At 72.8% G+C, this 23,460-nt stretch carries 19 protein-coding genes, 1 pseudogene and 1 riboswitch; of the genes and pseudogenes, 4 read left to right on the forward strand and 16 right to left on the reverse strand.

Annotation, left to right across the window (positions count from 1 at the left end; translation table 11 throughout):
- Positions 1 to 4: 4 nt before the first annotated feature.
- Both ACFVVA_RS03350 and ACFVVA_RS03355 read left to right on the forward strand, forming a co-directional pair.
- Complete coding sequence (locus tag ACFVVA_RS03350) at positions 5 to 1,306, forward strand: cobalt-precorrin-5B (C(1))-methyltransferase (RefSeq protein WP_387685209.1); 1,302 nt, start codon at positions 5 to 7, stop codon at positions 1,304 to 1,306.
- A gap of 227 nt (positions 1,307 to 1,533) precedes the next feature.
- Positions 1,534 to 3,063, forward strand: coding sequence for a UDP-N-acetylglucosamine 1-carboxyvinyltransferase (locus ACFVVA_RS03355; protein ID WP_380348769.1), 1,530 nt, complete (start codon positions 1,534 to 1,536; stop codon positions 3,061 to 3,063).
- Positions 3,064 to 3,097: 34 nt separating this feature from the next.
- On the opposite strand, the pseudogene ACFVVA_RS03360 reads toward ACFVVA_RS03355, so the two are convergent.
- From ACFVVA_RS03360 to ACFVVA_RS03385, 6 genes and pseudogenes are all read right to left on the reverse strand, one after another.
- Positions 3,098 to 3,606: pseudogene (locus ACFVVA_RS03360) on the reverse strand (protein phosphatase).
- Positions 3,607 to 3,718: 112 nt separating this feature from the next.
- A complete protein-coding gene (locus tag ACFVVA_RS03365) occupies positions 3,719 to 4,222 on the reverse strand; it encodes a DinB family protein (protein WP_387685211.1) in 504 nt (167 codons plus the stop codon).
- A 160-nt stretch (positions 4,223 to 4,382) separates the two neighbouring features.
- On the reverse strand, positions 4,383 to 5,120 hold the full coding sequence (locus tag ACFVVA_RS03370) for a cobalt-precorrin-6A reductase (protein WP_387685359.1): 738 nt from the start codon (positions 5,118 to 5,120) through the stop codon (positions 4,383 to 4,385).
- The gene (gene cobM, locus ACFVVA_RS03375) at positions 5,120 to 5,881 is read right to left on the reverse strand and encodes a precorrin-4 C(11)-methyltransferase (protein WP_387685213.1); all 762 of its coding nucleotides are present in this window, start codon (positions 5,879 to 5,881) and stop codon (positions 5,120 to 5,122) included. Before cobM ends, ACFVVA_RS03370 begins: the two co-directional genes overlap by 1 nt.
- Entirely contained in the window at positions 5,878 to 7,116 is a 1,239-nt protein-coding gene (gene cbiE / locus ACFVVA_RS03380) for a precorrin-6y C5,15-methyltransferase (decarboxylating) subunit CbiE (RefSeq protein ID WP_387685215.1), read from the reverse strand. Before cbiE ends, cobM begins: the two co-directional genes overlap by 4 nt.
- Before the next feature lie 88 nt (positions 7,117 to 7,204).
- Positions 7,205 to 7,645: a gamma-glutamylcyclotransferase family protein gene (locus ACFVVA_RS03385; RefSeq protein WP_387685217.1), complete on the reverse strand. Its 441-nt coding sequence runs from the start codon at positions 7,643 to 7,645 to the stop codon at positions 7,205 to 7,207.
- A gap of 189 nt (positions 7,646 to 7,834) precedes the next feature.
- Between ACFVVA_RS03385 and ACFVVA_RS03390 the strand changes: the two genes are divergently transcribed.
- On the forward strand, positions 7,835 to 8,902 hold the full coding sequence (locus ACFVVA_RS03390) for an EamA family transporter (protein WP_387685219.1): 1,068 nt from the start codon (positions 7,835 to 7,837) through the stop codon (positions 8,900 to 8,902).
- Between the two features lie 126 nt (positions 8,903 to 9,028).
- On the opposite strand, the gene ACFVVA_RS03395 is transcribed toward ACFVVA_RS03390, so the two are convergent.
- The 5 genes from ACFVVA_RS03395 to ACFVVA_RS03415 all read right to left on the reverse strand — a co-directional run bounded on the left by ACFVVA_RS03395 (position 9,029) and on the right by ACFVVA_RS03415 (position 15,551).
- On the reverse strand, positions 9,029 to 9,592 hold the full coding sequence (locus ACFVVA_RS03395) for an EF-hand domain-containing protein (protein WP_359901645.1): 564 nt from the start codon (positions 9,590 to 9,592) through the stop codon (positions 9,029 to 9,031).
- A gap of 231 nt (positions 9,593 to 9,823) precedes the next feature.
- On the reverse strand, positions 9,824 to 11,539 hold the full coding sequence (locus ACFVVA_RS03400) for a dipeptide ABC transporter ATP-binding protein (RefSeq protein WP_387685221.1): 1,716 nt from the start codon (positions 11,537 to 11,539) through the stop codon (positions 9,824 to 9,826).
- Positions 11,540 to 11,553: 14 nt separating this feature from the next.
- Positions 11,554 to 12,546: an ABC transporter permease gene (locus tag ACFVVA_RS03405; RefSeq protein ID WP_359901642.1), complete on the reverse strand. Its 993-nt coding sequence runs from the start codon at positions 12,544 to 12,546 to the stop codon at positions 11,554 to 11,556.
- Positions 12,547 to 12,736: 190 nt separating this feature from the next.
- Complete coding sequence (locus tag ACFVVA_RS03410) at positions 12,737 to 14,497, reverse strand: ABC transporter substrate-binding protein (RefSeq protein WP_387685223.1); 1,761 nt, start codon at positions 14,495 to 14,497, stop codon at positions 12,737 to 12,739.
- Between the two features lie 73 nt (positions 14,498 to 14,570).
- The gene (locus ACFVVA_RS03415; protein WP_387685225.1) at positions 14,571 to 15,551 is read right to left on the reverse strand and encodes an ABC transporter permease; all 981 of its coding nucleotides are present in this window, start codon (positions 15,549 to 15,551) and stop codon (positions 14,571 to 14,573) included.
- Between the two features lie 305 nt (positions 15,552 to 15,856).
- Positions 15,857 to 15,953: riboswitch (ZMP/ZTP riboswitch) on the forward strand.
- A gap of 19 nt (positions 15,954 to 15,972) precedes the next feature.
- Between ACFVVA_RS03415 and ACFVVA_RS03420 the strand changes: the two genes are divergently transcribed.
- Positions 15,973 to 17,430 (forward strand): glycine hydroxymethyltransferase, encoded by a 1,458-nt coding sequence (locus ACFVVA_RS03420; RefSeq protein ID WP_387685227.1) that lies wholly within the window; start codon positions 15,973 to 15,975, stop codon positions 17,428 to 17,430.
- A gap of 114 nt (positions 17,431 to 17,544) precedes the next feature.
- Here ACFVVA_RS03420 and ACFVVA_RS03425 read toward each other — a convergent pair whose 3' ends face one another.
- The 5 genes from ACFVVA_RS03425 to ACFVVA_RS03445 all read right to left on the reverse strand — a co-directional run bounded on the left by ACFVVA_RS03425 (position 17,545) and on the right by ACFVVA_RS03445 (position 23,445).
- On the reverse strand, positions 17,545 to 19,671 hold the full coding sequence (locus ACFVVA_RS03425) for a hypothetical protein (protein WP_387685229.1): 2,127 nt from the start codon (positions 19,669 to 19,671) through the stop codon (positions 17,545 to 17,547).
- Entirely contained in the window at positions 19,668 to 20,435 is a 768-nt protein-coding gene (locus ACFVVA_RS03430) for a hypothetical protein (RefSeq protein WP_387685231.1), read from the reverse strand. Before ACFVVA_RS03430 ends, ACFVVA_RS03425 begins: the two co-directional genes overlap by 4 nt.
- Positions 20,436 to 20,576: 141 nt before the next feature.
- A complete protein-coding gene (locus ACFVVA_RS03435) occupies positions 20,577 to 21,230 on the reverse strand; it encodes a Crp/Fnr family transcriptional regulator (protein ID WP_387685233.1) in 654 nt (217 codons plus the stop codon).
- A 68-nt stretch (positions 21,231 to 21,298) separates the two neighbouring features.
- Positions 21,299 to 21,736, reverse strand: a complete 438-nt coding sequence (locus tag ACFVVA_RS03440) for a Pycsar system effector family protein (protein WP_387685235.1) — start codon at positions 21,734 to 21,736, stop codon at positions 21,299 to 21,301.
- A 272-nt stretch (positions 21,737 to 22,008) separates the two neighbouring features.
- Entirely contained in the window at positions 22,009 to 23,445 is a 1,437-nt protein-coding gene (locus ACFVVA_RS03445; RefSeq protein ID WP_387685237.1) for an aldehyde dehydrogenase family protein, read from the reverse strand.
- Positions 23,446 to 23,460 lie beyond the last annotated feature (15 nt).

Consider the following 23,460-nt stretch of genomic DNA (forward strand, 5'->3'; position numbering starts at 1 on the left):
GCAGGTGGCCGCAGCGGGAGCCGAGGCGGGAGCCGGGGCAGGGGGCCGGGCCGGCCAGCTGAAGAGCAGCGGCCTGCGGCCCGGCTGGACGACGGGGGCCTGCGCCACCGCGGCCACCAAGGCCGCGTACACCGCGCTGCTCACCGGCGAGTTCCCGGACCCGGTGGTCATCACCCTGCCCAAGGGTCAGCAGCCCGCCTTCGCCCTCGCCGCCGAGGAACTGACCGCCGCCCATGCGCCGGCGACCGTCGGAGAGCCGGCCACCGCCGAGGAGTCGGCCGCCCAGGAGCCGGCCACCGCCACGAACCCCACCGCCGGAGAGCCGGCTGGTGCGCCCGGTGCGCCCGGTACGACTGGTGTGCCCGGTGCGCCCGGCCCCGACCGGCGCATCGCCGCCATGGCCGGGGTGGTCAAGGACGCGGGCGACGACCCCGACGTCACCCACGGCGCGCTGATCCGCTCGACCGTACGGCCCGGCGCGCCCGGCACCGGGGTGGTGTTCCGGGCCGGTCCCGGGGTGGGGACGGTCACCAAGGCCGGCCTGCCGCTGCCGGTCGGCGAGCCCGCCATCAACCCGGTGCCCCGGCAGATGATCCGGGACGCGGTCGCCGAGGTGGCCGCCGCCCGCGGCGGCAGCGGGGACGTGGTGGTGGAGATCTCGGTCGACCACGGCGAGGAGATCGCCCGTTCCACCTGGAACCCCCGGCTCGGCATCCTCGGGGGTCTGTCCATCCTCGGCACGACCGGGGTGGTCGTCCCCTACTCGTGCTCGGCCTGGATCGACTCGATCCGCCGAGGGGTGGACGTGGCCCGGGCGGCGGGGCGCACCCACGTGGCCGGCTGCACCGGGTCGACCTCGGAGAAGGTCGCGGTGGCGGAGCACGGGCTGCCGGAGGACGCGCTGCTGGACATGGGCGATTTCGCCGGCGCGGTGCTCAAGTACCTCAAGCGCCACCCGGTGCCCCGGCTGACCATCGCGGGCGGCTTCGCCAAGCTGTCCAAGCTCGCGGCCGGCCACCTCGACCTCCACTCGGCGCGCTCCCAGGTGGACAAGGGGTACTTGGCCGAACTGGCCCGTCGGGGCGGGGCCGACGAGGCGCTGGCCGGGGCGGTCGCGGGCGCCAACACCGCACTGGAAGCGGTGCAGTTGTGCCGGGCGGCCGGGGTGCCGCTCGGGGATCTGGTCGCCGAGGCGGCCCGGGCGACGGCGCTCGGCGTGCTGCTGGGCTCGCCGGTCGCGGTGGACGTCATCTGCATCGACCGCGCGGGCACCGTCGTCGGCCGGGCGGAGCCGCTCGGGCCGTGACCCTTGCCCGCCCGTCGCACGGCCTGCCCGTGAGGACGTCGGGCCGTGACCTCGCGGGGTCGTGACCTCGTGGGGCCGTGACACTGTCACGAGTGTCACGACGGCGTGACAACCTCACCTGGTGATGTGAAGAACTGACGCCCATACGGGGTGAGAAACGGACAAATGGAGTACCACGCCGGGCCCCGGTTCTGTCGCCATCTCAACCATGAGATATCGTCTGGCGAGTGACAGGCGACTACCTCACCCGTATCGGCACCCTCATCCGTACCGCGCGCCAGCACCGCGGCTGGTCCCAGGCGCAGCTCGGAGAGGCCCTCGGAACCAGCCAGAGCGCGGTCAACCGCATCGAACAGGGCAAGCAGAACGTCAGCCTTGAGATGATCGCCCGCATCGGCGAAGCCCTCGACAGCGAGATCGTCTCCCTCGGCTACTCCGGCCCGATGCACCTGCGCGTCGCCGGCGGCACCCGGCTCTCCGGTGCGATCGACGTCCGCAGCAGCAAGAACGCCTGCGTGGCGATCCTCTGCGCCTCGCTGCTGACCACCGGCCGCACCACGATCCGCAGCGTCGCGCGGATCGAGGAGGTCTACCGCATCCTCGAGGTGCTCACCAGCATCGGCGTCAAGAGCCGCTGGATCAACGAGGGCCGCGACCTCGAACTCACCCCGCCCGCCGAGCTTGACCTCGCGGCGATGGACGTCGAGGCGGCCCGCCGCACCCGCAGCGTGCTGATGTTCCTCGGCCCGCTGATGCACCGCGCCCAGCACTTCGCCATCCCGTACGCGGGCGGCTGCGACCTCGGCACCCGCACCGTGCAGCCGCACCTGACCGCGCTGCGCCGCTTCGGCCTGGAGGTCGCCACCACCGGCGGCGCCTACCACGCCTCGGTCGAGCCGGGCGCCCCGATGGACCGCCCGATCGTGCTGACCGAGCGCGGGGACACCGTCACCGAGAACGCCCTGCTGGCCGCCGCCCGGCACGACGGCGTCAGTGTCATCCGCAACGCCTCGCCCAACTACATGGTCCAGGACCTCTGCTTCTTCCTGGAGAAGCTGGGCGTGAGGATCGAGGGCATCGGCACCACCACCCTCACCGTGCACGGCGTCCCGCAGATCACCTGCGACGTCGACTACACCCCGGCCGAGGACCCGGTGGAGGCGATGAGCCTGCTGGCCGCCGCCGTCGTCACCTCCTCCGAGCTGACCGTCCGCCGGGTGCCGATCGAGTTCCTGGAGATCGAGCTCGCCGTGCTGGAGGGCATGGGTCTCGACTATGACCGCACCCCCGAGTACCGGGCCCACAACGGTCACACCCGGCTGGTCGACCTCACCGTGCGCCCGTCCAAGCTGACCGCGCCGATCGACACCATCCACCCGATGCCGTTCCCCGGCATCAACATCGACAACGTGCCCTTCTTCGCCGCCATCGCCGCGGCCGCGCACGGCACCACGATGATCCACGACTGGGTGTACGACAACCGCGCGATCTACCTGACCGAGCTGACCCGCCTCGGCGCCGACGTCAAGCTCCTCGACCCGCACCGGGTGCTGGTCCAGGGGCCCACCCGGTGGCGCGCCGCCGAGATGATGTGCCCGCCGGCCCTGCGCCCCGCCGTGGTCATCCTGCTCGCCATGCTCGCCGCCAAGGGCACCTCGGTGCTGCGCAACGTCTATGTCATCAACCGCGGTTACGAGGACCTCGCCGAGCGCCTCAACTCCATCGGCGCCCAGATCGAGACCTTCCGCGACATCTGAGCAATCCGACGGAACGTCATGTCGCTGACCGGCCTCACCCGTTGAGGCCGGTCAGCAGCACGGCGACCTCCAACCCGGTGTCCAGGTAGTCCACGAACACCGGGTTGTTCAGTGTCCAGGGCGAGCGCCGTTCCCGGACCAGCCGGACCGCCTCGCCGCTCTCGTGGCCGAGGCCGATCAGCGCCTGCGCCACCACCAGGCCCGAGCGGTTGTACCCCGAGTGGCAGCGCACCAGCGTCCGCGCCGGCCCCGGCGGACGGCCGCCTCGGTGAGCTCGGCCGCCTCCTGGACGGCGAGCAGTTGACCGGGGGAGAGCGGGGCGTCGGGCACCTCCCGGACGACGTGCTCCACCCCCGGTGCCGGACCGTGCCCGGAACGGGTGAACAGGCTGACCACCAGGTCGAACTCGGCCCGTACGATCGCGAGTTCCAGCTCGCCGCCGGGCCGGGTGAAGTAGTGCCCGCCCATCCAGAGCCCGGGGACGATCTCGTTCCAGGGCTCGGACGGCCCGGGGGTGTCGCGTTCCTTCTGGCGGGTCCGCACGCTCTGCTCGCTCCCTCGTCGCCCGGCTGCGTCCGGCGCTGCGTCCGGTGCCGGTCCTGGCGTTGCCCGGTTCCGTCCGGTTCCGTCCTGTGCCGCCCGGTGGCGTTCGGTGCTACTCGCCGGTGGTGCCGTCGAGGTGCTCGCGGAGCAGATCGGCGTGGCCGTTGTGGCGGGCGTACTCCTCAATCATGTGGGTGAGGATCCAGCGGAGCGAGAAGACCTCGTCGCCGTAGTGGCCCAGGACGTCCAACGACTCGGCGGCGGACACGAGTTCCCGGGCGTGGTCGCACTCCCGGCGCCAGATCGCGAAGGCCTCGTCGGGGTCGGCGGTGTCGGCGTCGAACTCGGCGAAGGACCCGTCCGGGTGCTTCCAGAAGCCCGGCAGGCCCTCGTCGTCGAGGACGTTGCGGAACCAGCTGCGCTCCACCTCGGCGAGGTGGCGGACCAGCCCGAGCAGGGAGAGCCCGGACGGCTCCAGCACGCGGGCGCGGAGCTGCTCCGCGGTGAGGCCCGCGCACTTCATCGCGAGGGTGTCGCGCTGGTAGTCCAGGAAGCCCGCCAGGGTGGCGCGTTCGTCGGCGGTGCGGGGAGTCTGCGTACGCTGGTCATCGGTCATCGGGCCATCCTTCCCGACGTCCACCGGGGCCGCCCCGCAATTTCCGCGGGACGACCGGGCGAGCGGGCACCACCACGACGGTGAGCGGGCACCAGCACGACGGTGAGCAGCCGCAGTGCCCGGGCCGTCCGGTGCCCACGCCGTCCGGCGCCCGAGCCGGCTAGCCCAGGTGCTCCAGCCAGCGCAGTGCGCCGGGGACGTCCGGTGCGACCGGGACGCCTTCCGTGACCGGCGGGCGTTCCACGATGATGACGGGCAGGCCGAGTCCGCGCGCGGCGGTCAGCTTGGGGGCGGTCGCGGCGCCGCCGCTGTCCTTGGTGACCAGGATGTCGATGTCGTGTCCGCGCAGCAGTGCCTCTTCGCCGTGGATCGTGAACGGCCCCCGGTCCAGCAGGACTTCGAACGAGGGCGGTACCGGGGGCTCGGGCGGGTCCACCGAGCGGGCGAGGAAGTGGACCCCGTCCAGGTGGGCGAAGGCGCCGACGCCCTGTCGTCCGACGGTGAGGAAGACCCGTTCCCCGCGCCGGGGCAGCAGGTCGGCCGCCGCGGCGAGGGAGGGGACGGGGAGCCAGTGGTCGCCGTCGACGCGGGTGAAGCCGGGGCGGCGCAGCACCAGCAGCGGGACCGCGGTGGCGGCGGCCGCGAGGGCGGCGTTCCGGGAGATGCCGGCGGCGAACGGGTGGGTGGCGTCCACCACCGCGTCCACCTGCTCGGTGCGCAGCCAGTCGGCCAGACCCTCCGGTCCGCCGAAGCCGCCGATCCGCACCTCCCCGGCGGGCAGCCGCGGCTGGGCGACCCGGCCGGCCAGCGAACTGGTGACCCGGTGCGCGGTCGGGGCGAGCTCGGCGGCCAGCGCCCGCCCTTCGGTGGTGCCGCCGAGGATCAGGACGTGCCGCATCACGCCCCGCAGGGCTCGTGCGGGCGCTCGCGGTCCGCCGAGTAGAGGTGGCTGTCGCGGAACTGCCCGGCGGCCAGCGTGCGGCCGACGAGGATGACGGCGGTGCGGACCACGCCCGCCGCCTTGACCTGCTCGGCGATGTCGCCGACGGTGCCGCGCAGCACCAGCTCGTCGGGGCGGCTGGCCATCGCGACCACGGCGGCCGGGCAGTCCGCGCCGTAGTGGGGGAGCAGTTGCTCGACCACGTCGTCCACGTAGCCGGCGGCCAGGTGCAGCACCAGCAGGGCGCCGCTGCGGCCGAGGGTGGCGAGGTCCTCGCCCTCGGGCATCGGGGTGGCGCGCTTGGCGATCCGGGTGAGGATGACGGTCTGGCCGACGGTCGGGACGGTCAGCTCCCGCTTGAGCGCGGCCGCGGCGGCGGCGAAGGCGGGCACGCCGGGGACAACTTCGTACGGCACGCCGGCCGCGTCCAGGCGGCGCATCTGCTCGGCGACGGCGGAGAAGACGGACGGGTCGCCGGAGTGCAGCCGGGCGACGTCCTGGCCGGCCCGGTGGGCGGTGACCAGTTCGGCGGTGATCTGGTCCAGGTTGAGCTGGGCGGTGTCGATCAGGCGGGCGCCGGGCGGGCACTCGTCCAGCAGCTCGCGCGGGACGAGGCTGCCCGCGTACAGGCAGACCTCGGCGCGGGCCAGGATGCGCTGGCCGCGCAGGGTGATCAGATCGGCGGCGCCCGGGCCGGCTCCGATGAAGTGGACGGTCACGAGGCGTTCTCCTGAGGGGTTTCGGGCTTGACGGCGGACCACTGGGTGACCGGCATGGCCTGGCGCCACCCGGTGAAGCCGCCCACCGGGACGGCGTGGGCGACGGCGAGTTTGACGAGCTCCCCGCCGTGGCGCCGGTACCACTCGGTGAGCAGCGCCTCGGACTCCAGCGTCACGGTGTTGGCGACGATCCGGCCGCCCGGGCGCAGCGCGGCCCAGCAGGCGTCCAGCAGGCCGGGCGCGGTGAGGCCGCCGCCGATGAACACGGCGTCGGGGGTGGGGAGTCCGGCGAGAGCGGCGGGGGCGGGGCCGGTCACCACGCGGAGCCGGGGCACTCCGAGTGCGGCGGCGTTGCGGACGATCCGCTCGGCCCGCGCCGGGTCGCGTTCGATGCCGACGGCCCGGCAGTCGCGGTGGGCGCGCAGCCACTCGACGGCGATCGAGCCGGAGCCGCCGCCGACGTCCCAGAGCAGCTCGCCGGGGGAGGGGGCCAGCGTGGCGAGGGTCGCGGCGCGGACGTGGCGCTTGGTGAGCTGGCCGTCGCTCTCGTACGCGGCGTCGGGCAGGCCGGGGACGAGGGAGGTGCGGGGGCCGTCGCCGAGGTCGACGGCGATGACGTTCAGCGGGTCGCCGGGCGGGTGCGGCCAGCCGTCGGCGGGGCCGTCGAGGTGGCGTTCGGCGGGGGCGCCGAGCTGTTCGAGCACCCGCAGGCGGGCGCCGCCGAAGCCGCGTGCGGTGAGCAGCTCGGCGACGGCGGCCGGGGTGGCGGCGTCGGCGCTGAGCACCAGCAGGCGGCGGCCGGGGTGGAGGGCGAGGGAGAGGGCGTCCAGCGGCCGGCCGACCAGGCTGACCACCTCGGTGGCCTCCAGCGGCCAGCCGAGCCGGGCGCAGGCGTAGGAGACGGAGGAGGGGTGCGGCAGGACGCGCAGGCGCTCGGCGCCGACGGTCTCGGCGAGGGTGCGGCCGATGCCGTAGAACATCGGATCGCCGCTGGCCAGGACGGCGATGCGGCGGTCGGCGTGGGCGGCGAGCAGTCCGGGGACGGCGGGGCGCAGCGGGGACGGCCAGGGGACGCGCTCGGCGGTGACCTCGTCGTGGGGGAGCAGGTCCAGCTGGCGGGGGCCGCCGACGACGGTCCCGGCCTCCCGCAGCGCGGCCCGGGAGCCGGCGGCGAGGCCGGGCCAGCCGTCGGCCCCGATCCCGACGACGGTGATCGGGGGTGGCAGCTCGGGCACCGGGTGGCTCCTCGTCGTTCGATGGGCCGATGAGCGGGAAATCTCATTGGCCGGGGCAGCCTACCTGGCGGTTGTCATCCGCTACCCGTCATCCCACCCTCCCCCCGGTCGCTCCCCAGTCCCCCGATTCGATCAGCGCCGGCCGCTCCCGCAGCCGTGCCTCGGCCCTCGGTCCGGCGAGGTAGACCCAGGCCTCCCGCAGCTCGCCCGCCGCCGTCCGCACCGCCATCCGCCGCCGCACGTACAGCCCGGTCCCGTCCGTCCGGCAGTCCTCCAGCCGGTCCAGGGCGGCCAGGGCTCCGGCGTACGCGCCCGGGCGTACGGTGACGAGCTCGCCCAGGATCCGGCGCCCGGGCGCCGGATCCGGCACCGCGTACGGGAAGCCGGGGCCCTCGTGCAGCGCGGCGCCCTCCAGGACCGCCGGCCGGATCTCGGCGCAGCGTCCGGCCAGGTGGGCGGCGTGATTGCGGCCGCCGCTGCGCAGGGTGCCGTACACGAAGAACGGCAGGGACTCCTCGGATGCGGGCACGGGTTCGACCTCCTCGTCGGGGATCGCCCACCGTACGTCCCGCGGTCCGGGTTCCGATACGGACTGGCGCACCGGGCCGTCCATGCGCTGTCATGTCGGATGTTCGGCCAGCACCGTCCAAGGGGGACACCCATGACATCGCCCGCTTCACCCTCCCAACCGGCCGCGGATCCCGGCCCGACCCCCGGCGTGGCTCCCGACGTTCCCGCCCCCGCCGACGCCCCTGTCCGCGCCGACTCCGCCGTCCCTGCCGACGCGGCCGTCGCCGCCGACGCCGCCGTGAGGGCCAAGGCGGCCCCCACCCGCGGCCCCCGCCTCGGCGGCGCGGTCTGGCTGGCCCTCCTCGTGGTCTACGTCGTCTGGGGGTCGACGTACCTCGCGATCCGGATCGCCGTGGAGACGATGCCGTCCTTCCTCTCCGCCGCCGCGCGCTTCCTCGTCGCCGGCCTGCTGCTGACCGGCTACCTCCTCGTGCGGCAGGGCCCGGCCGGTCTGAAGGTGACCAAGCGGCAGCTGGCCTCTTCCGCCCTGGTCGGCCTGCTGCTGCTGACCGGCGGCAACGGACTGGTGGTCCTGGGCGAGACCTCCGTCCCCTCCGGGCTGGCCGCCCTGCTGGTGGCCGCGGTCCCGCTGTGGATGGTGGTGCTCACGGCGGTCGGCGGCGAGCGTCCGAGGCCCGCCGAGCTGGCCGGGGTGCTGCTCGGACTGGTCGGCCTCGGCGTCCTGTCGGCGCCCGCGATCGGCGGGTCGATCGAGCCGGCCGGCGTGATCATGATCATCGCCGCCACCCTGCTCTGGGCGACCGGCTCCTTCGCGACCAAGAAGATCCCGATGCCCGACAACGTGCTGGCCGCGAGCGCCTACCAGATGCTGGTCGGCGGAGTCGGCGACCTGGTGATCGGATTGGGCCGTGGTGAGCAGCACGGGCTGGACCTCGGAACGGTCTCCGGGCGGTCCTGGCTGGCCCTCGCCTACCTGGTGATGTTCGGCTCGCTGCTCGCCTTCACCGCGTACGCCTGGCTGCTGCGGTCGGCCCCGCTGACCCTGGTCGCCACCTACGCCTATGTGAACCCGGTGGTCGCGGTGCTGCTGGGCTGGCTGATCCTCGCCGAACCGCTGACCGGCCCGACCCTCGCGGGCGGCGCGATCGTGGTGGCGGGCGTCTGCCTGGTGGTGAGCGTCAGCCGGCGTTCGGGCGGCTCGTCGCGCGCCGGGAGTCCGGCCCGTCCGGCGAAGGAGCCGACCGCTCGGAGCTGAGCCCGGCCCACCACCACCGCCCCGGACGACGGCCACGCCGTTCACGGTGTCCACGGCGGCCACGACGTCAACGGCGGCCCGCCCTCGCGCTTCCGGCTCACGGGGGCGGGTCGTCCGCGGTACGGCTCAGAAGGCGTACGGCGGCTTGCCCGTCCACCAGTTGCCGGGCGCGTCCGGGTCGCGGCTGGTCCAGAACTCGATGATCGCGGTGGTGAACTCGGCGGCGGAGAGCACGCCGTCGCCGTCGGTGTCGAGGTGGCGGAAGGCCTCGTCGGCGTCGTCGCGGGAGAGGCCGGCGAAGTGGCCGCGCTGGAAGACGAAGAACTCACCGGCGTCCACCGTCCCGCTGCGGTCGGCGTCGGCGACGGCGAGGAAGGCCTCGGCGAGTGCGCCGAGGATCTCGCGCGCGGCCTCGGGGTCGTCGGCGAGCGAGCCGGTCGAGGTGACGAACTGCTGACGGGTGATCGCCTCGGTGCCGGCGGGCAGGCGGGCGAGGTGCAGGTCGTGCCAGGTCGTCAGGTAGGCGCGGACTATCACGGCCTCGGCCTCGGAACCCTCCTGATGGCCGAGCGAGCGGGCCACCGAGAGGCCCATCAGGACGTGGTCCCGCTCGGTGAGCAGGCCGTCGCCGTCGGCGTCGAGGTGATCGAAGCCGTGGTTGATCTTTGCGATGAGCAGGTCGTCCGACAAATGTGCCTCCTCGGTTGGTGATTCCTTGCTCGGGTCTCCTACGTCACATCGCCTGCACGCTAGCGTCTTGAGCCGGACCGGCGCAGCCGAACGAACGGCGAACGACCTGCCCGTTCACTCCCACGCCACTCGCCGAGCCGTCCGCCGGGCCGCAGGGCCGTCCGTCGAGCCGTCCGCAGGGCCGTCCGTCGAGCCGCTCGCCCGGCGGACGGCCCGGCAGCCCGGACCGTCTCAGTGCACCGCCGCCAGCAGCTCCCTCGTGTACGCGGTGTGCGGCGCCTCGAAGAGCTGGTCCCGGTCGGTGGACTCGACCAGCCGGCCCCGGTGCATCACCGCGACCCGGTCGCAGAAGTGCCGCACCACCGCGAGGTCGTGGGAGACGAACAGGAAGGCCACGCCGAGCCGTTCGCGCAGCTCCATCAGCAGGTTGAGCACCTGGGCCTGCACCGACACGTCGAGCGCGGAGACCGGCTCGTCGGCGATGATCAGCCGCGGCTGCGGGGCCAGCGCCCGGGCGATGCCGATCCGCTGGCGCTGCCCGCCGGAGAACTCGTGCGGGTAGCGGTCCAGGTGCCCGGCCTCCAGCCCGACCTGCTCCAGCAGTTCGACGGAGCGCTCCCGCCGTTCGGCCGGGCCGAGCGAGGTGTGCAGGCGCAGCGGGGTGTCCAGGGTCCGGCCGATCGTCCGGCGCGGGTTGAGCGAGGCGTACGGGTCCTGGAAGACCAGCTGGATCTCGCGGCTGAGCCGCTTCCGGAGCTCCCGGTCGGGCCGGGTGACGTCCTGGCCGTCGTACAGCACCCTTCCGCCGGTGGGTCGTTGCAGTCCGGCCAGGACCCGCGAGGTGGTGGACTTCCCGGAGCCGGACTCGCCGACCAGCCCGAGTGTCTCGCCCGGGGCGATCCGCAGGCCGACGCCCTCGACCGCCCGGACCGGTTCGGCCCGCAGGCCGGGGAAGCGCCGGCGCCCCGGGAAGTGCACGGACAGGTCGTCCACCTCGACCAGCCAGCGCTCGGGGCGCCCGACGGTCCGCGGCCGGAACGTCCGCGAGGGTGTCGGCTCGTCGACCGTCGGCAGGGCGGTGCCCGGTACCGAGTCCAGCCGGAGCGCGGCGCCCACCAGGGCCCGGGTGTACGGCTCGCGCGGCGCGGCCAGCAGCTCGGCGGTCGGAGCGGACTCGATCCCGGCCCCGCCGCGCATGACCAGCGTGCGGTCCGTCGTCCCGGCGACCACGCCCAGGTCGTGGCTGACCAGCAGCACCGCCGTCCCGTGCTCGCGCTGCAACTCGCCGAGCAGGTCGAGGACCTGCCGCTGGACGCGGGCGTCCAGGGCGGTGGTCGGCTCGTCCGCGATGATCAGCCGGGGGTCGTTCATCAGCGCCATCGCGATCATCACCCGCTGGCGCATGCCGCCGGAGAACTGGTGCGGGTAGTCGCGGCTCCGGACCGCCGGAATGCCGACCCGGTCGAGCATCTCGGCTGCCCGCCGGCCCGCCTCGGCGCGGCCCGTGCCCGGGTGGTGCAGCCGGTACATCTCGGCGAGCTGGGCGCCCACGCCGTGGAAGGGGCTGAGCGCGGTGAGCGCGTCCTGGAAGACCAGCGCGGCCCGTCCGCCCCGCACCCCGCGCAGCGCGGACTCCTCGGCACCGACGACCTCCTGTCCGTCCAGCCGGATCGAGCCGGTGACGGTGGTGGTGCGCGGGTCGAGCAGACCGAGGACGGCGAGCCCGACGGTCGACTTGCCGGAGCCCGACTCGCCGACCAGGCCCAGGACTTCACCCGGCGCGAGGTCGAAGGAGAGGTTCCGGACGGCGGTCACGGGTGCGCCGCCGCGCGGGTCGGCGAAGGCGACGGTCAGGTCGCGGACGCTCAGCACCGGCTCGTCGCTCCCCGCCGCGGTGCCCTTCGCCCCTTCGTGCCGCACGCCGTCCCCGGGAACAGTGGATTTCATCGAAGGACTCCCCATCAGCTCAGCCGCACACGCGGATCGAGCCAGGCGACCGCGAGGTCGGCCAGCGCGACGAACAGCACCATGAAGCAGGCGGCCAGCAGCACCGCGCCGACCACGGCGGGCAGGTCCTGGCCGGCGACGGCCTCCGCGGCGAACCGCCCGACCCCGTTCAGGCCGAACACCGTCTCGGTGATCACTGCTCCGCCGAGCAGCACCCCGGCCTCCAGGCCGATCAGCTGCACCAGCGGCCCGGCGGCGCCGCGCGAGGTGTACTTCAGGTGGGCGCGCAGCCGTCCCAGACCCTTGCCACGGGCCGTGCGGACGTACTCCTCGTTCATCGTCTCCAGTAGCTGCGAGCGCGAAAGCCGGGCGAACACGGCCGAGTTGACGAAGCCGAGGACGAACCAGGGGAGCAGCATCCCGCCCGCCCAGGCGGCCGGGTCCTCGGCCGGCGGGGTGTAGGAGGGCAGCGGCAGCAGCCCGGTGGAGTACACCAGCAGCCACTGCGCGACGTACCCGAGGAAGTAGATCTGCACGCTCGCGCCGACCAGGGTGAAGCCGGAGAGCAGCCGGTCGGTCCGCCGCCCGTGCCGCAGCGCGGAGACGAACCCGGTGCCGAGGCCGAACACCAGCAGGACGGCGAGCGCCCCGGCGGTCAGCGAGAGGGTGACGGGCAGGTGGTCGGCCAGTGCCTCGGTGACGGGCTGGTGCAGCCGGTAGGAGTAGCCGAGGCAGGGGGCGTCGCAGTGGATGGTCGAGCCGTCCACGTCGCCGATGTCCCGCCCGGCGACCACGCCGACCAGGTAGTCGGTGTACTGGGTGAGCAGCGGCTGGTCCAGGCCCATGCTCTGGCGCACCGCCGCGACCTGCCCGCTGTCGCAGCGCGGGCCGCAGGCGGCGCGGGCCGGGTCGGCGGGCGCGGCGTAGAAGAGGGCGAAGGCGGCGGCGGACACCGCGACCAGGACCGCGAGGGCCTGGGCGGTCCGCCGCAGGACGAAGGAGAGCATGGCCGATCCGGGGTCGACGTGACGGGGGAGGCGCGCGGAGGGCGAGCAGCTGAGCGGGAAGCGGGCGGGAGGGAGCGGGCGAGCGGGGAGGGGGAAGGGGCCCGCCCCCGTTCCGCCGTGGATTTCGTGGATTTCGTGGAACCCGTGGAACCCGGGAAACAGGAACGGGAGCGGGAGCGGGCCCCGGCACTCAGGACTTCAGGTACAGCCAGGCCAGCGAGACGGTCCCGTAGATCGGGTGGACGAACGCCCCGCCGACGTTGCTGCCGCGCAGCTGGTTGACCGTCGGGTAGGCGAACGGCAGCACCGGCAGGTCCTTCATCACGGTCTGCTCCAGCGCGTACAGCTCCTTGGCCTTGGCGCGGGGTTCGCCGATCTGGTTGATCCGGTCGATCTCCTTGTCGACCTCCGGGTTGCGGTAGCGCGCGGAGTTGATGTCGCTGCCGGCCCGGCCGTCGAAGGAGAACGGGACGAGGGTGGACGGGGTCGGCCAGTCGACCGAGCTGGTCTCCTCGAACAAGTCGTACGGGGAGTCGGTGCGGTGCACCTCGTCCAGGAAGGCCTTGGGGTCGACCGGCTTGGGCACGACGGTGATCCCGGCCTTGCCGAAGCCATCGACCAGCACCTGCGCGACGCGCTGCCCGGTCGGGGTGTTGCGGTACGCGTAGGTCAGGCTCCCGGGCGCCTGCTTGGCCTTGGCGAGCGCGGCCCTGGCGGCCTCCGGGTCGCCCTCGGGCCTGGCCGGGTAGAGGTCGTACTTCTGGTAGTCGATCAGCGCGGGGGAGCTCAGCGTGGTGGCCAGCTCGCCGGTCCGGGCGCCGCCCTGGACCTGGCGGGCCTGCTGACGCGGGTAGGCCAGGTGCAGCGCCTTGCGGACCTCGACGTCGGGCACCCGCTCGTTGTTGATCATCAGCTGAGTGACGAAGGCGCCCTGCCGTCCGGAGACCACCAGTTCCTTGGCCTTCGGGTCGGTGTCGGTGGTCTGGTACAGCTCGGCGGAGAGGGTGTCGGAGGCGGTGGTGGCGTTGGCGCCGCCGTCCCGTCCGGAGAGGATCTCCTGGTTGAGGTTGAGCGCCTCCTTGCCGTACGTGAAGACGAACTTCTCCGGGTACTGGCTGCGGATCGGGTCCGTCTCGGGCTTCCAGGCCGGGTTGCGCTCCAGCACCATGCGGGTGTTCTGGACGTGCTCGACGATCCGGTACGGCCCGGTCGCGAACGGCAGCCGGTCGTAGTCCGTCCCGGTGTCCTTGTCCCGGCGCACCGGGGAGGAGGAGGACTGCGCGGCCATGTACGGGACGTCGGCCTGCGGCTGCGGGAAGCGGAAGACGATCGTGCGCTCGTCCGGCGTCTCGATCGCGTCCAGGTCGCCGGCCTGCGGGCCCGCGTACTTGGTGCGCGCCGCCTCGTAGCTGGCCTCGCCGGTGAGCCACTGCGGCCAGTACGGCGGGCCGACCTCGTAGCCCTTGCCGAAGGTGCGCTCGATGCCGTACTTGACGTCCTGGGCGGTGATCGGCTGCCCGTCCTCCCAGGCGACGCCCGGCTTGAGGCGGTACGTCCAGGTGCGGCCGCCGTCGGCCGGGGTGCCGGTGTCGGTGGCCAGGTCGCCGACCAGCTTGGCCTTGCCGTCCACGACCTGGTACTGGGTCAGCTGGCGGCCCCAGAGCAGCGAGGCGTTGTAGGTGGCGCCCGCGTAGACCTTCTGCGGGTCGAGGTGGCGGAACTCCACGCTGTTGTACACGTTCACCGTGCCGCCCGCGCGGGCGCCCGGGACGGCCGGGGCCGGGCCGGCGCTCTCCTGCTCGCTGCCGAGCACGGCGGTCAGCGGGGAGGTCTCCTTGGCGGAGGCCCCGGCGGCGCCGCCGGAGCCGGTGGTGCTGCCCGCGCCGGCCGAGCAGGAGGTCGCCAGCAGGGCGGTGGCGATGACGGCGAGGGACGGTCTGGTCCAGCGCATGGCGAATCTCTCCTTGCCCCGGCGGATCGTGCCGGGGCGGGCTCGGGTTGATGGAAGGGAGGAGGCGAGGGGGTCAGCGGGCAGTGCGGGCGCGCGGGTCCAGCGCGTCCCGGACGGCGTCGCCGAGCAGGTTGAAGGCGATGACGAACAGCAGCAGCGCCACGCCGGGGAACACCATGTAGGTGGGGTCGGCCCGGAAGACCTCGGAGCCGCGCGCGATCATCCGCCCCCAGTCCGGGACCGGCTCGGTGATGCCGACACCGAGGAAGGACAGCGCGGCCTCCGAGGCCACGAAGGTCGGCACCGCCATGGTGGCGTGCACCAGCAGCTGCGAGCGCACATTCGGCAGAAGTTCGTGGACGACGACATGGAACCGGCCGGCGCCCTGGGCCCGTGCGGACTGCACGAAATCCCTTTCCCGGAGCGAGCGGACGGTGGCCCGCAGGGAAAGCGCGAGCGGAATCCAGCCGAACGCCGAGAAAACCAGGATCAGCACCAGGAACTGCATCCACTCCGGTTCCGCGGTGCCCGGGTCGACCAAACGGGACTGGATCACCGGGCTGAGCGCGAGCAGCAGGAGCAGCGTGGGAAAGGCCAGCAGCACATTCGCGAGGAATCCGAACAGCCGGTCCGTGATCCCGCCCAGGTAGCCGACCGCGACGCCGGCCAGCACGCCCAGGGTGGTGGTCACCGCGGCGGCCGCGAAGGCGATCAGCAGCGAGGTGCGGATGCCGTACAGCAGCTGGGTGAACACGTCCCGGCCGAGGCCGGGCTCCAGGCCGAACCAGAAGTCGCCGGAGATCCCGCCGTTCGGCAGCATCGGCAGTCCGCTGTCGCTGAGCAGGCCCGGGACGTCCTGGCCGTAGTGGTCGACCGGGTTCTTCCCGTACAGCGCGGCGACCAGCGGGGCGCCGAGGGCGAGCAGCAGGAACAGCACCACCACCGCCAGGGCGGCGGCGCCGACCCGGTCGCGCAGGATCCGGCGGAGCAGGCCGGGGTCGGCGGCGGGCGCGGGCCCGGCCGTGGTGCCTGGGACGGTGTCGACCGCTGCCATGAGGCGTAACCCCCGAATTCTCCGCCGCCCCATGGGTGAGGGTGCGCTGGTGTGCATTTCCGGTACGGCGTCCCGGGGTTTTCCCGGTGGCCGCTCGAGCGCCATTGGATCGGATGCGTCCGAGGTTCTGCAAATCACCTTCGGCGGTCGTTCGGGTCATTCCTGCGGAACTGTTTCGGGATATGTGGCGGCTTCATTTCGCCGAAACATCGGCGTTGCAAAAGAACGGACATAGCAGCACATAGCGGACTGCCCGTTCCGCATTCTGAGACCTCCGCCACAGTCCCTCCGGTGTTGGTACGATCCCGGTGGGCCGCAACTGGCGCGTAGGGATGGAATCAACCATCGGGAAGCGGCCCCGTGAATCCTCACGTGAACTTGCCGAGCGCCTGGGCCCCCGCATCCCCACCAGGAGACCGCCATGGCCCAGCAGCCCCACACCGCCGCCTCCGCCGCGGCCGACACCGCCTTCCGCAGCGCCCTCGACGTGGTCGCCGGCGTCGAACCCCGGATCGCCGCCGCCATCGGCCAGGAGCTGGCGGACCAGCGCGCCTCGCTCAAGCTGATCGCCAGCGAGAACTACGCCTCCCCGGCGGTCCTGCTCACCATGGGCAACTGGCTCAGCGACAAGTACGCCGAGGGCACCGTCGGCCGCCGCTTCTACGCGGGCTGCCGCAACGTCGACACCGTCGAGAGCATCGCCGCCGAGCACGCCCGCGAGCTGTTCGGCGCCGACCACGCCTACGTCCAGCCGCACTCCGGCATCGACGCCAACCTCACCGCCTTCTGGGCCGTCCTCTCCCAGCGGGTCGAGAGCCCGGCCCTGGAGCGCGCCGAGGTGCGCAACGTCAACGACCTCACCGAGGAGGACTGGGCGCGGCTGCGCCAGGAGCTCGGCAACCAGCGGATGCTCGGCATGTCCCTGGACACCGGCGGCCACCTCACCCACGGCTTCCGGCCCAACATCTCGGGCAAGATGTTCGAGCAGCGCAGCTACGGCACCGACCCGGCCACCGGCCTGATCGATTACGACGCGCTGCGCGAGACCGCTCGCGAGTTCCGCCCGCTGATCATCGTCGCCGGCTACTCCGCCTACCCGCGCCTGGTGAACTTCCGCAGGATGCGCGAGATCGCGGACGAGGTCGGTGCGACCCTCATGGTCGACATGGCGCACTTCGCCGGCCTGGTCGCGGGCAAGGTGCTGACCGGCGACCACGACCCGGTCCCGCACGCCCACATCGTCACCACCACCACCCACAAGTCCCTGCGCGGCCCGCGCGGCGGCATGGTGCTGTGCCAGTCCGAACTGGCCGAGCACGTCGACCGCGGCTGCCCGCTGGTGCTCGGCGGCCCGCTCTCGCACGTCATGGCCGCCAAGGCGGTCGCCCTCGCCGAGGCCCGCCGCCCCGAGTTCCAGGCCTACGCCCGCGCCGTCGTCGCCAACGCCCAGGCGCTCGCCGAGGGCCTGCTGCGCCGCGGCGGCAAGCTGGTCACCGGCGGTACCGACAACCACCTGGTCCTCGCCGACGTCTCCGGCTACGGCCTGACCGGCCGCCAGGCCGAGGCGGCCCTGCTCGACTCGGGCATCGTCACCAACCGCAACTCCGTCCCGCTGGACCCGAACGGCGCCTGGTACACCTCGGGCGTCCGCCTCGGCACCCCGGCCCTCACCACCCGCGGCCTCGGCACCGCGGAGATGGACGAGATCGCCGACCTGATCCACACCGTCCTGAGCGCCACCGCCCCCACCACCACGGCCAAGGGCTCCCCGTCCAAGGCCGCCTACAGCCTGGACGCCGCCCTCCGCGACGCCACCGCCAAGCGCGCCGCCGACCTGCTCGCCCCGTACCCGCTCTACCCGGGCGTCGACCTGGTCTGACGGCGGACGGCAGACGGCGAACAGATGACAGATTTCGAAATCTGTCATCTGTTCGCTGAAAGTTGTCGGCCGCTGGCGGTCCTCCGCGCACTTCCCTTGCCGGTGACGCGGGCTTCAGGAGCGCCGTAGCCGGACGAGCGAGGCCCAGAGGTCGTCGCCGACCTGGGTGCCATCGGGCAGGAGCAGTCGGCCGACCTGGTGAAACAGGTCGATGCCGGCGTCCCGTGACGACTGCCCGCCCAGCGCGGGCACGACGCGGTTCCGGACGGCGGCGTACGCCGCGGTGTCGGTTGCCGCGGCCTTGAACCACGCGCAGATGGCGGGGACCGCCTGTGGCTCGAACTGCGGGTCCGCCAGGAGGTCCCGCAGACCTTCGTCGATCTCGGTACGGGCCTTCTCATTGGCCGTGCCGAGCAGCCAGGGCCGCGGGCCGTCGAACTGCGCCATCAGCCCCAGCAAGGCGATCTTCCCGGATCGGCGGGCCTTCTTCTCGCGCCAGCGCAGCACCTCGGAGAGCAGCAGGTTCCGTCCCTCCTCCCGGTGGCCGAGACGGTGGAAGACGGCCAGGACACCGGCGAGGAGGGACTGGTCCTTCGAGGTCGAGGCAACCCGACGCAGCCGCGTCATCGCCTTTCGGTGGTCCCTGCCCCCGGGGTCTTCGGCGGTCAGGACGTGCTCGGCCACGTCGACAACCACGGACTGCGTCCCAAGGCGGCGGTCGTCGGCCCAGTCGTAGAGCCGGGCCCACGCGGCCCGCTCCATCCCCGCGTCTTTGAGCACGCGTGTCATGACGGCCGCGCACATGTCCGATCGTCCGGACTCGTGGGCGGTGTCGCGGATCTCGGTCAGAACCGTCGGCGCCTGGTGTCGGGCAGCCAGCGTGGTCAGCGCGGAGATGCTCTTGTCCGCCTCGGCCCGCTCGGCCGGGGCGGTCGAGATCAGCCACTCCAACAGGACGGATCGCATGTCCTCGTAGTTGTCCCAGACGTACGTGAGGACGGCCTGGGCGTAGCCCGGGCGACTGAGCGCGGCGATGTCCTGGGAACTCACCGTCGCATGGAGGGAGGTGAGCCTCTGCCGAAGTCCGCGCCCGGCGAAGACCTGGCCGAGGTTCGTCGGAGCGTGCGTCCGGTCCTTCTTGGCGATCAGGTCCTCCAGGGCACGGGCATCCCGTGAGATCTTGGCGGCCGGCGCGACCCGGTGGAGGGCGAGGGAGAGCAGCAGGCACCGGTCGGGCAGGGACAGCGCACCGCCGGTGTCGCCGCCGTGTGCGAAGACGCCGTCCAACTCGGTGCGCCAGTCACCGAGGGCGTTCTCGACGCTCGTGCGGAGTTCGGGATGGCACGCGTTGTCGCCCGCTTCATCGGGCCGGCCGAGCTTTCCTTCCTCGATCCAGCGGGCCTCCTCCGAGTGGTCGCGCTTGAACTCCAGCCACTGTTCGGCCACGGCGCCGGCGGCGCGTACGGCCTCCACCGCGTTGCGCAGGGACGACAGATGGACCCGGGCGGTGTCCGACCGGAGGTACGGCACGAGCCAGGGCATGCCGGCTGCGGTCAGATGGCGTTCCGCGACGGCGAACGGCTCCGGCGGGGAACGGAGTTCTACCACCCGGACCCCGGGGGCGACGGGCCAGGTTCGCTGTTCGGTCCAGAGATCCGCGGCGATGTTGAGGACCCAGGTCGAGCTGACCTGCTTCAGCTCCGGGACGCTCGCAGCGAGGTCGTCGAGGAACGCCGTCGATGGGTGGTCGGTGAGCGGGTCCTTGAGGTCCAACTGGTAGGCGCACCCGTGCTCCCGGCGGATCCTCGACACCTTCGGGCGCGGCCCGTCCGGTTCGAGTTCGACGAGCTTCGTCTCGAACGGTGTGTGGTGCGCCAGGACATGGTGGACGAAGGTGGTCGAGCCGTAGCCGCGCGGCGCCACCATGATGATCACCCGGACCTCGGGGTCCGCCAAGGCGTCGGCCAGCTGGGCCCGGACGGCCTTCCAAGCGGAGGGAAGGGCGAACGTCCGGGACTCGAGCAGCTTGGTGCGGTCCAGCCTCCGGGCCTCCAGGAAGTCCTGTCGGATCTCCTGATACATCCTGTCGACCTGGCCGATGGCGACCCCGACGTCCGCCATGAAGGTCAACGAGGGCGCAGTGTGCTCCGGCGTGACGGGCTTCCTGGTGGCACCGGCCGGAGCAGTGCGGACCGGCGCGGGCAGGAAGGCCTGGATCCGCTCCAAGTCGTCCCTGGTCATGCGAGGTTGACGCCCCCCATGTTCAGCGTCGCGACTGTTCCGATGGCCGTGCCGACGCTGCCGTTGAAGGTGAGCTGTGGACCGGGCGCGGGGCTCGGTGCGGGCTCCACGGGCGGTTCCCCCCGGCCGAGGGACGCCTTGATCGTCACGGGCGCGAGTCGCGGCACGTGGACCCAGGAGGTGCGGCGGAACTGCTTCTTCGGCACGACTGCCGAGACCTCCAGGAAGTCCCGTTCGGCCAGCGTGTACGTGCGAGCGGCCGCGACGGCTCGTCGGTAGACCTCGTCCGAGAGGATCGCCGCGACGAACGATTCGTGCTCTGCGGCCACGTCGGCCGCGACGCGGACCTCCTCACTGTCCACCAGGCGGCAGGCGTCATTGATGGCGTCGCCCCGGTGATCGGGGGAGAGCGGGCCGAGGTGGATGCTCAGCCGGGTCCGCAGGACCGGATCGTGAGCGCGTCGCGCCCGGTCATGGCGGCGCAGAGCGTCCTCCAGGAGCGCGATGCCCGGGTCGACCAGCCGTACGACCTTCGCGGCGGGCACGATCCTGATCCAGCCGTCACCTGTGTCGCTGCCCCGGCGCTCGTCGGCCCAGAGCGCGGCCAGGCCGATGTGGGTGAAGGTCTCGGCGACGGCGTTGTCCAGCGCAGCCCGCATACCGGGCATTGCGGTCTCCGGCACCTTGCTGTAGCCGACGATGTCGACCACGAGGATGGCCAGGTCGGGTGGGAGGTCGTCCATGTCAACGGGGGCGGGGAGCATGCCTGTCTGTCCTCCTGGTGCGGGGGCGAATCCGAGGTCCGTGTGCCAGGCAGCGATCATGCCTCCGACCGGGCGGTCGGTGCTGCCCAACGGAGGGCAGAGCGGAAGTGACCTGCGCCACTCCAAGGAGACGTCGGCGTGCTACTGCTCGGCGGCGTGCGCACACAGCGCCCGTACGTCGGTTACCGTCACACCACCGCTCGGAGCCGTGGTCAGCCAGCCGTGTCGGCTCCACTCCTTCAGGACCTTGCCGACGGCGTTGCGTGAGGCACCGATGAGCCTGGCGAGGTCCTCCTGCGGCAGCCGGATCCGGGACGGGCCGTTGGGCGTTGCCGGGCCGGAGAGCCGCATGAGAAGACCGGACAGCCGGAGCGCGACGGATCCGGTCGCGAGTTCCAGCTTGGTCCGGTCGGCTTCGCGGAGCCGACTGTAGGAATGCCTGAGCAACGGTCGCAACAGGCCCTGCGATTCGATGAAGTCCGTGAAGTCCACAGCCGGGATCACGCGGACCTGGCAGGGCTCAAGGGTCCGTACGGTCGCGCTGCGCACTCCCTCCGCCAACACCGACATCTCACCGAGGAGTTCGCCGTTGCCGCGGACCGCGAGCAGCTGCTCGCTGCCACGAGGGCCGTCGGCGGTCACCATCACGCTGCCGGTCTCCAGGAGCACGACACAGGTGGCGGGTTCGTCCTGCCGCAGCAGGGTGGCGCGGGACGCGCGGTAGCGCACCGGCGCCAGCCGCTGGAGGAGGATCCAATTCTCGTCACTCAGGAACTCTCGGTGTGACTCCTGCATGCGGCGCCTCCGGTGGCCGGGTTCACGGTCGGCGGATCACCGAGTTGCCGGCCGACACCATGATCCGCTCAGTGTGCCGCAAGCATCAGACCGGCGGCCAGTGTGCCCAACACCAGCCCACAGGACAGCAGATCGACCGCATGCCGGAGAAGGCGGTACTTCCGCAGGACGAGCCGGGAAAGCTCCACCAGGCGTTGTGCGTGCGCCGTTGCGAGATCACCGGAATTCCGCTCCGAGAACGATTCGACCAACTGTTCCGGCGTCAAACCGGCGAATTCCAAGTAGGAGAGAGCGCGGTGGCCGTCGTGGCGGAGCTGGGGCCTGGCGGCTGCCAAGGACAGGGCGAGCGAGCCGATCAGGAGGGTGAGGACGCCCAGGAGCGTAGCCTTGGCCAGCGGGGAGAACGGCGGCAGCGCGCTGCTCAGCGCGGTCGCCATGGTGATGCCGCCGACGGCCGCGGCTCCGATGCCGGTGGCCTTGGCGTCGCTCCGTTGCAGCTCTGCCATGACCTCCTGGGTGGACGACGCCATCCGGCGCGGAGTCTGAGGGCCGGCCGGACCGGTGACAAGGGGACGGATCGCTCGCATGACGGGGCCTTCCCTCGGTGTACGGGTCTCTGTGGCCCCAGTTTCCGCGCGATCTTGGTTCCGCACTGCCCAGTGGATTGCCGATCCGCCGAGATGTGCGTCACTTCCCGGCCCGGATGAGCCGGTCGGTGCGAGCTGGCCCGGAGGTGGCGGACCGAACGGCCCGCGCACCGCCATGGCCAGGGATGCCGTCAGTACTGCAAGGACTTGTACTGGAGGAACTCCTCCAGCCCGTGGCGGCCCAGCTCCCGGCCGAGGCCCGAGTTCTTGTAGCCGCCGAAGGGCGCGAGCGGGTTGAAGCGGCCGCCGTTGAGGTCCACCTGGCCGGTGTCGAGGCGGCGGGCGAAGGCGGCGGCGGTGTCGGTGTCGCGGGCCCAGACGCCGCCGCCCAGGCCGTACGGGGTGCCGTTGGCGAGTTCGGCGGCGTGGTCCTCGTCGCGGTAGCGGAGTATCGCCAGGACCGGGCCGAAGACCTCCTCCTGGGCCACCGTCATCTCCGGGGTCACGTCGGCGAGCACGGTCGGGCGGACGTAGTAGCCGGTGGGCAGCTCGGCGACGGGCTCCGAGCCGCCGACGACGAGCCGGGCGCCCTCGGCCAGCGCGCCGTCGATGTAGCCGCGCACCCGGTCCAGCTGCTTGGCGTTGACCAGCGGGCCGATCCGGGTCCGCGGGTCGGTCGGGTCGCCCGGCCGGTACTGGGCGGCGAGCTCCTCGGCCCGGGCGACCGCCTCGTCGTACTGGTCCTCGTGCACCAGCAGCCGGGTCAGCGCGCTGCAGGTCTGGCCCGAGTTGGCGAAGACGTTGGCGACGTTGGCCTTGACCGCGCGGGCCAGGTCGGCACCCGGCAGCACCACGTTGGCGGACTTGCCGCCCAGTTCCAGGGAGACCCGCTTCAGCCCCCGGCCGGCCGTCTCGGCGATCTGCCGGCCGACGGCTGTGGAGCCGGTGAAGGAGACCAGGTCCACTTCCCGGTGCCCGACGAGCGCCGCGCCCGCCACCGCGCCGGTGCCGGTCACCAGGTGGAAGGTGCCCGCCGGGAAGCCGGCCTCGTGCACCAGTCGGGCGAACAGCCGGGCCACCAGCGGGGTGTCCTCGGCCGGCTTGAGGACCACCGGGCAGCCGGCCGCCAGCGCCGGGACGGCCTTGGCCACGATCTGGTGCAGCGGGTAGTTCCAGGGCGTGATCGCCGCGACCACCCCGGCCGGCTCGGCGTGCACCACCGAGTTGCCGATCCGCTCCTCGAAGGGGTGCTCGGCGAGGAGGGTCAGGTAGGAGGTCGCCACGGAGAGCGGCAGCCCGGCGTGCACGGCCCCGGCGAAGCCGACCGGCGAGCCCAGCTCGGCGACGACAGTCTCGGTGATCTCGTTCTGCGCGGCGGCGATCCCGTCCCGCAGCCGGGTCAGCAGGGCCAGCCGCTCCTCGCGGGTGGTGGAGCCCCAGCTCCGGGCCGCCCGGCGGGCCGCCGTCACCGCCGCGTCGATGTCGGCCGGACCGCCGGCCGGCACCGTGGCCAGCACCTGCTCGGTCGCCGGGTTCAGCACGGTGATCGATCCGGTGTCACCGGAGGGCCGCCACTCGCCGTCGATGTACTGGTCGCCGTGCTCCGGGTACTGCGCGTACTGCCGCACCGATCGTCCTCTCGT

The sequence above is a fragment of the Kitasatospora sp. NPDC058048 genome, from assembly GCF_042885555.1.
GTDB lineage: Bacteria > Actinomycetota > Actinomycetes > Streptomycetales > Streptomycetaceae > Kitasatospora > Kitasatospora lactacystinica.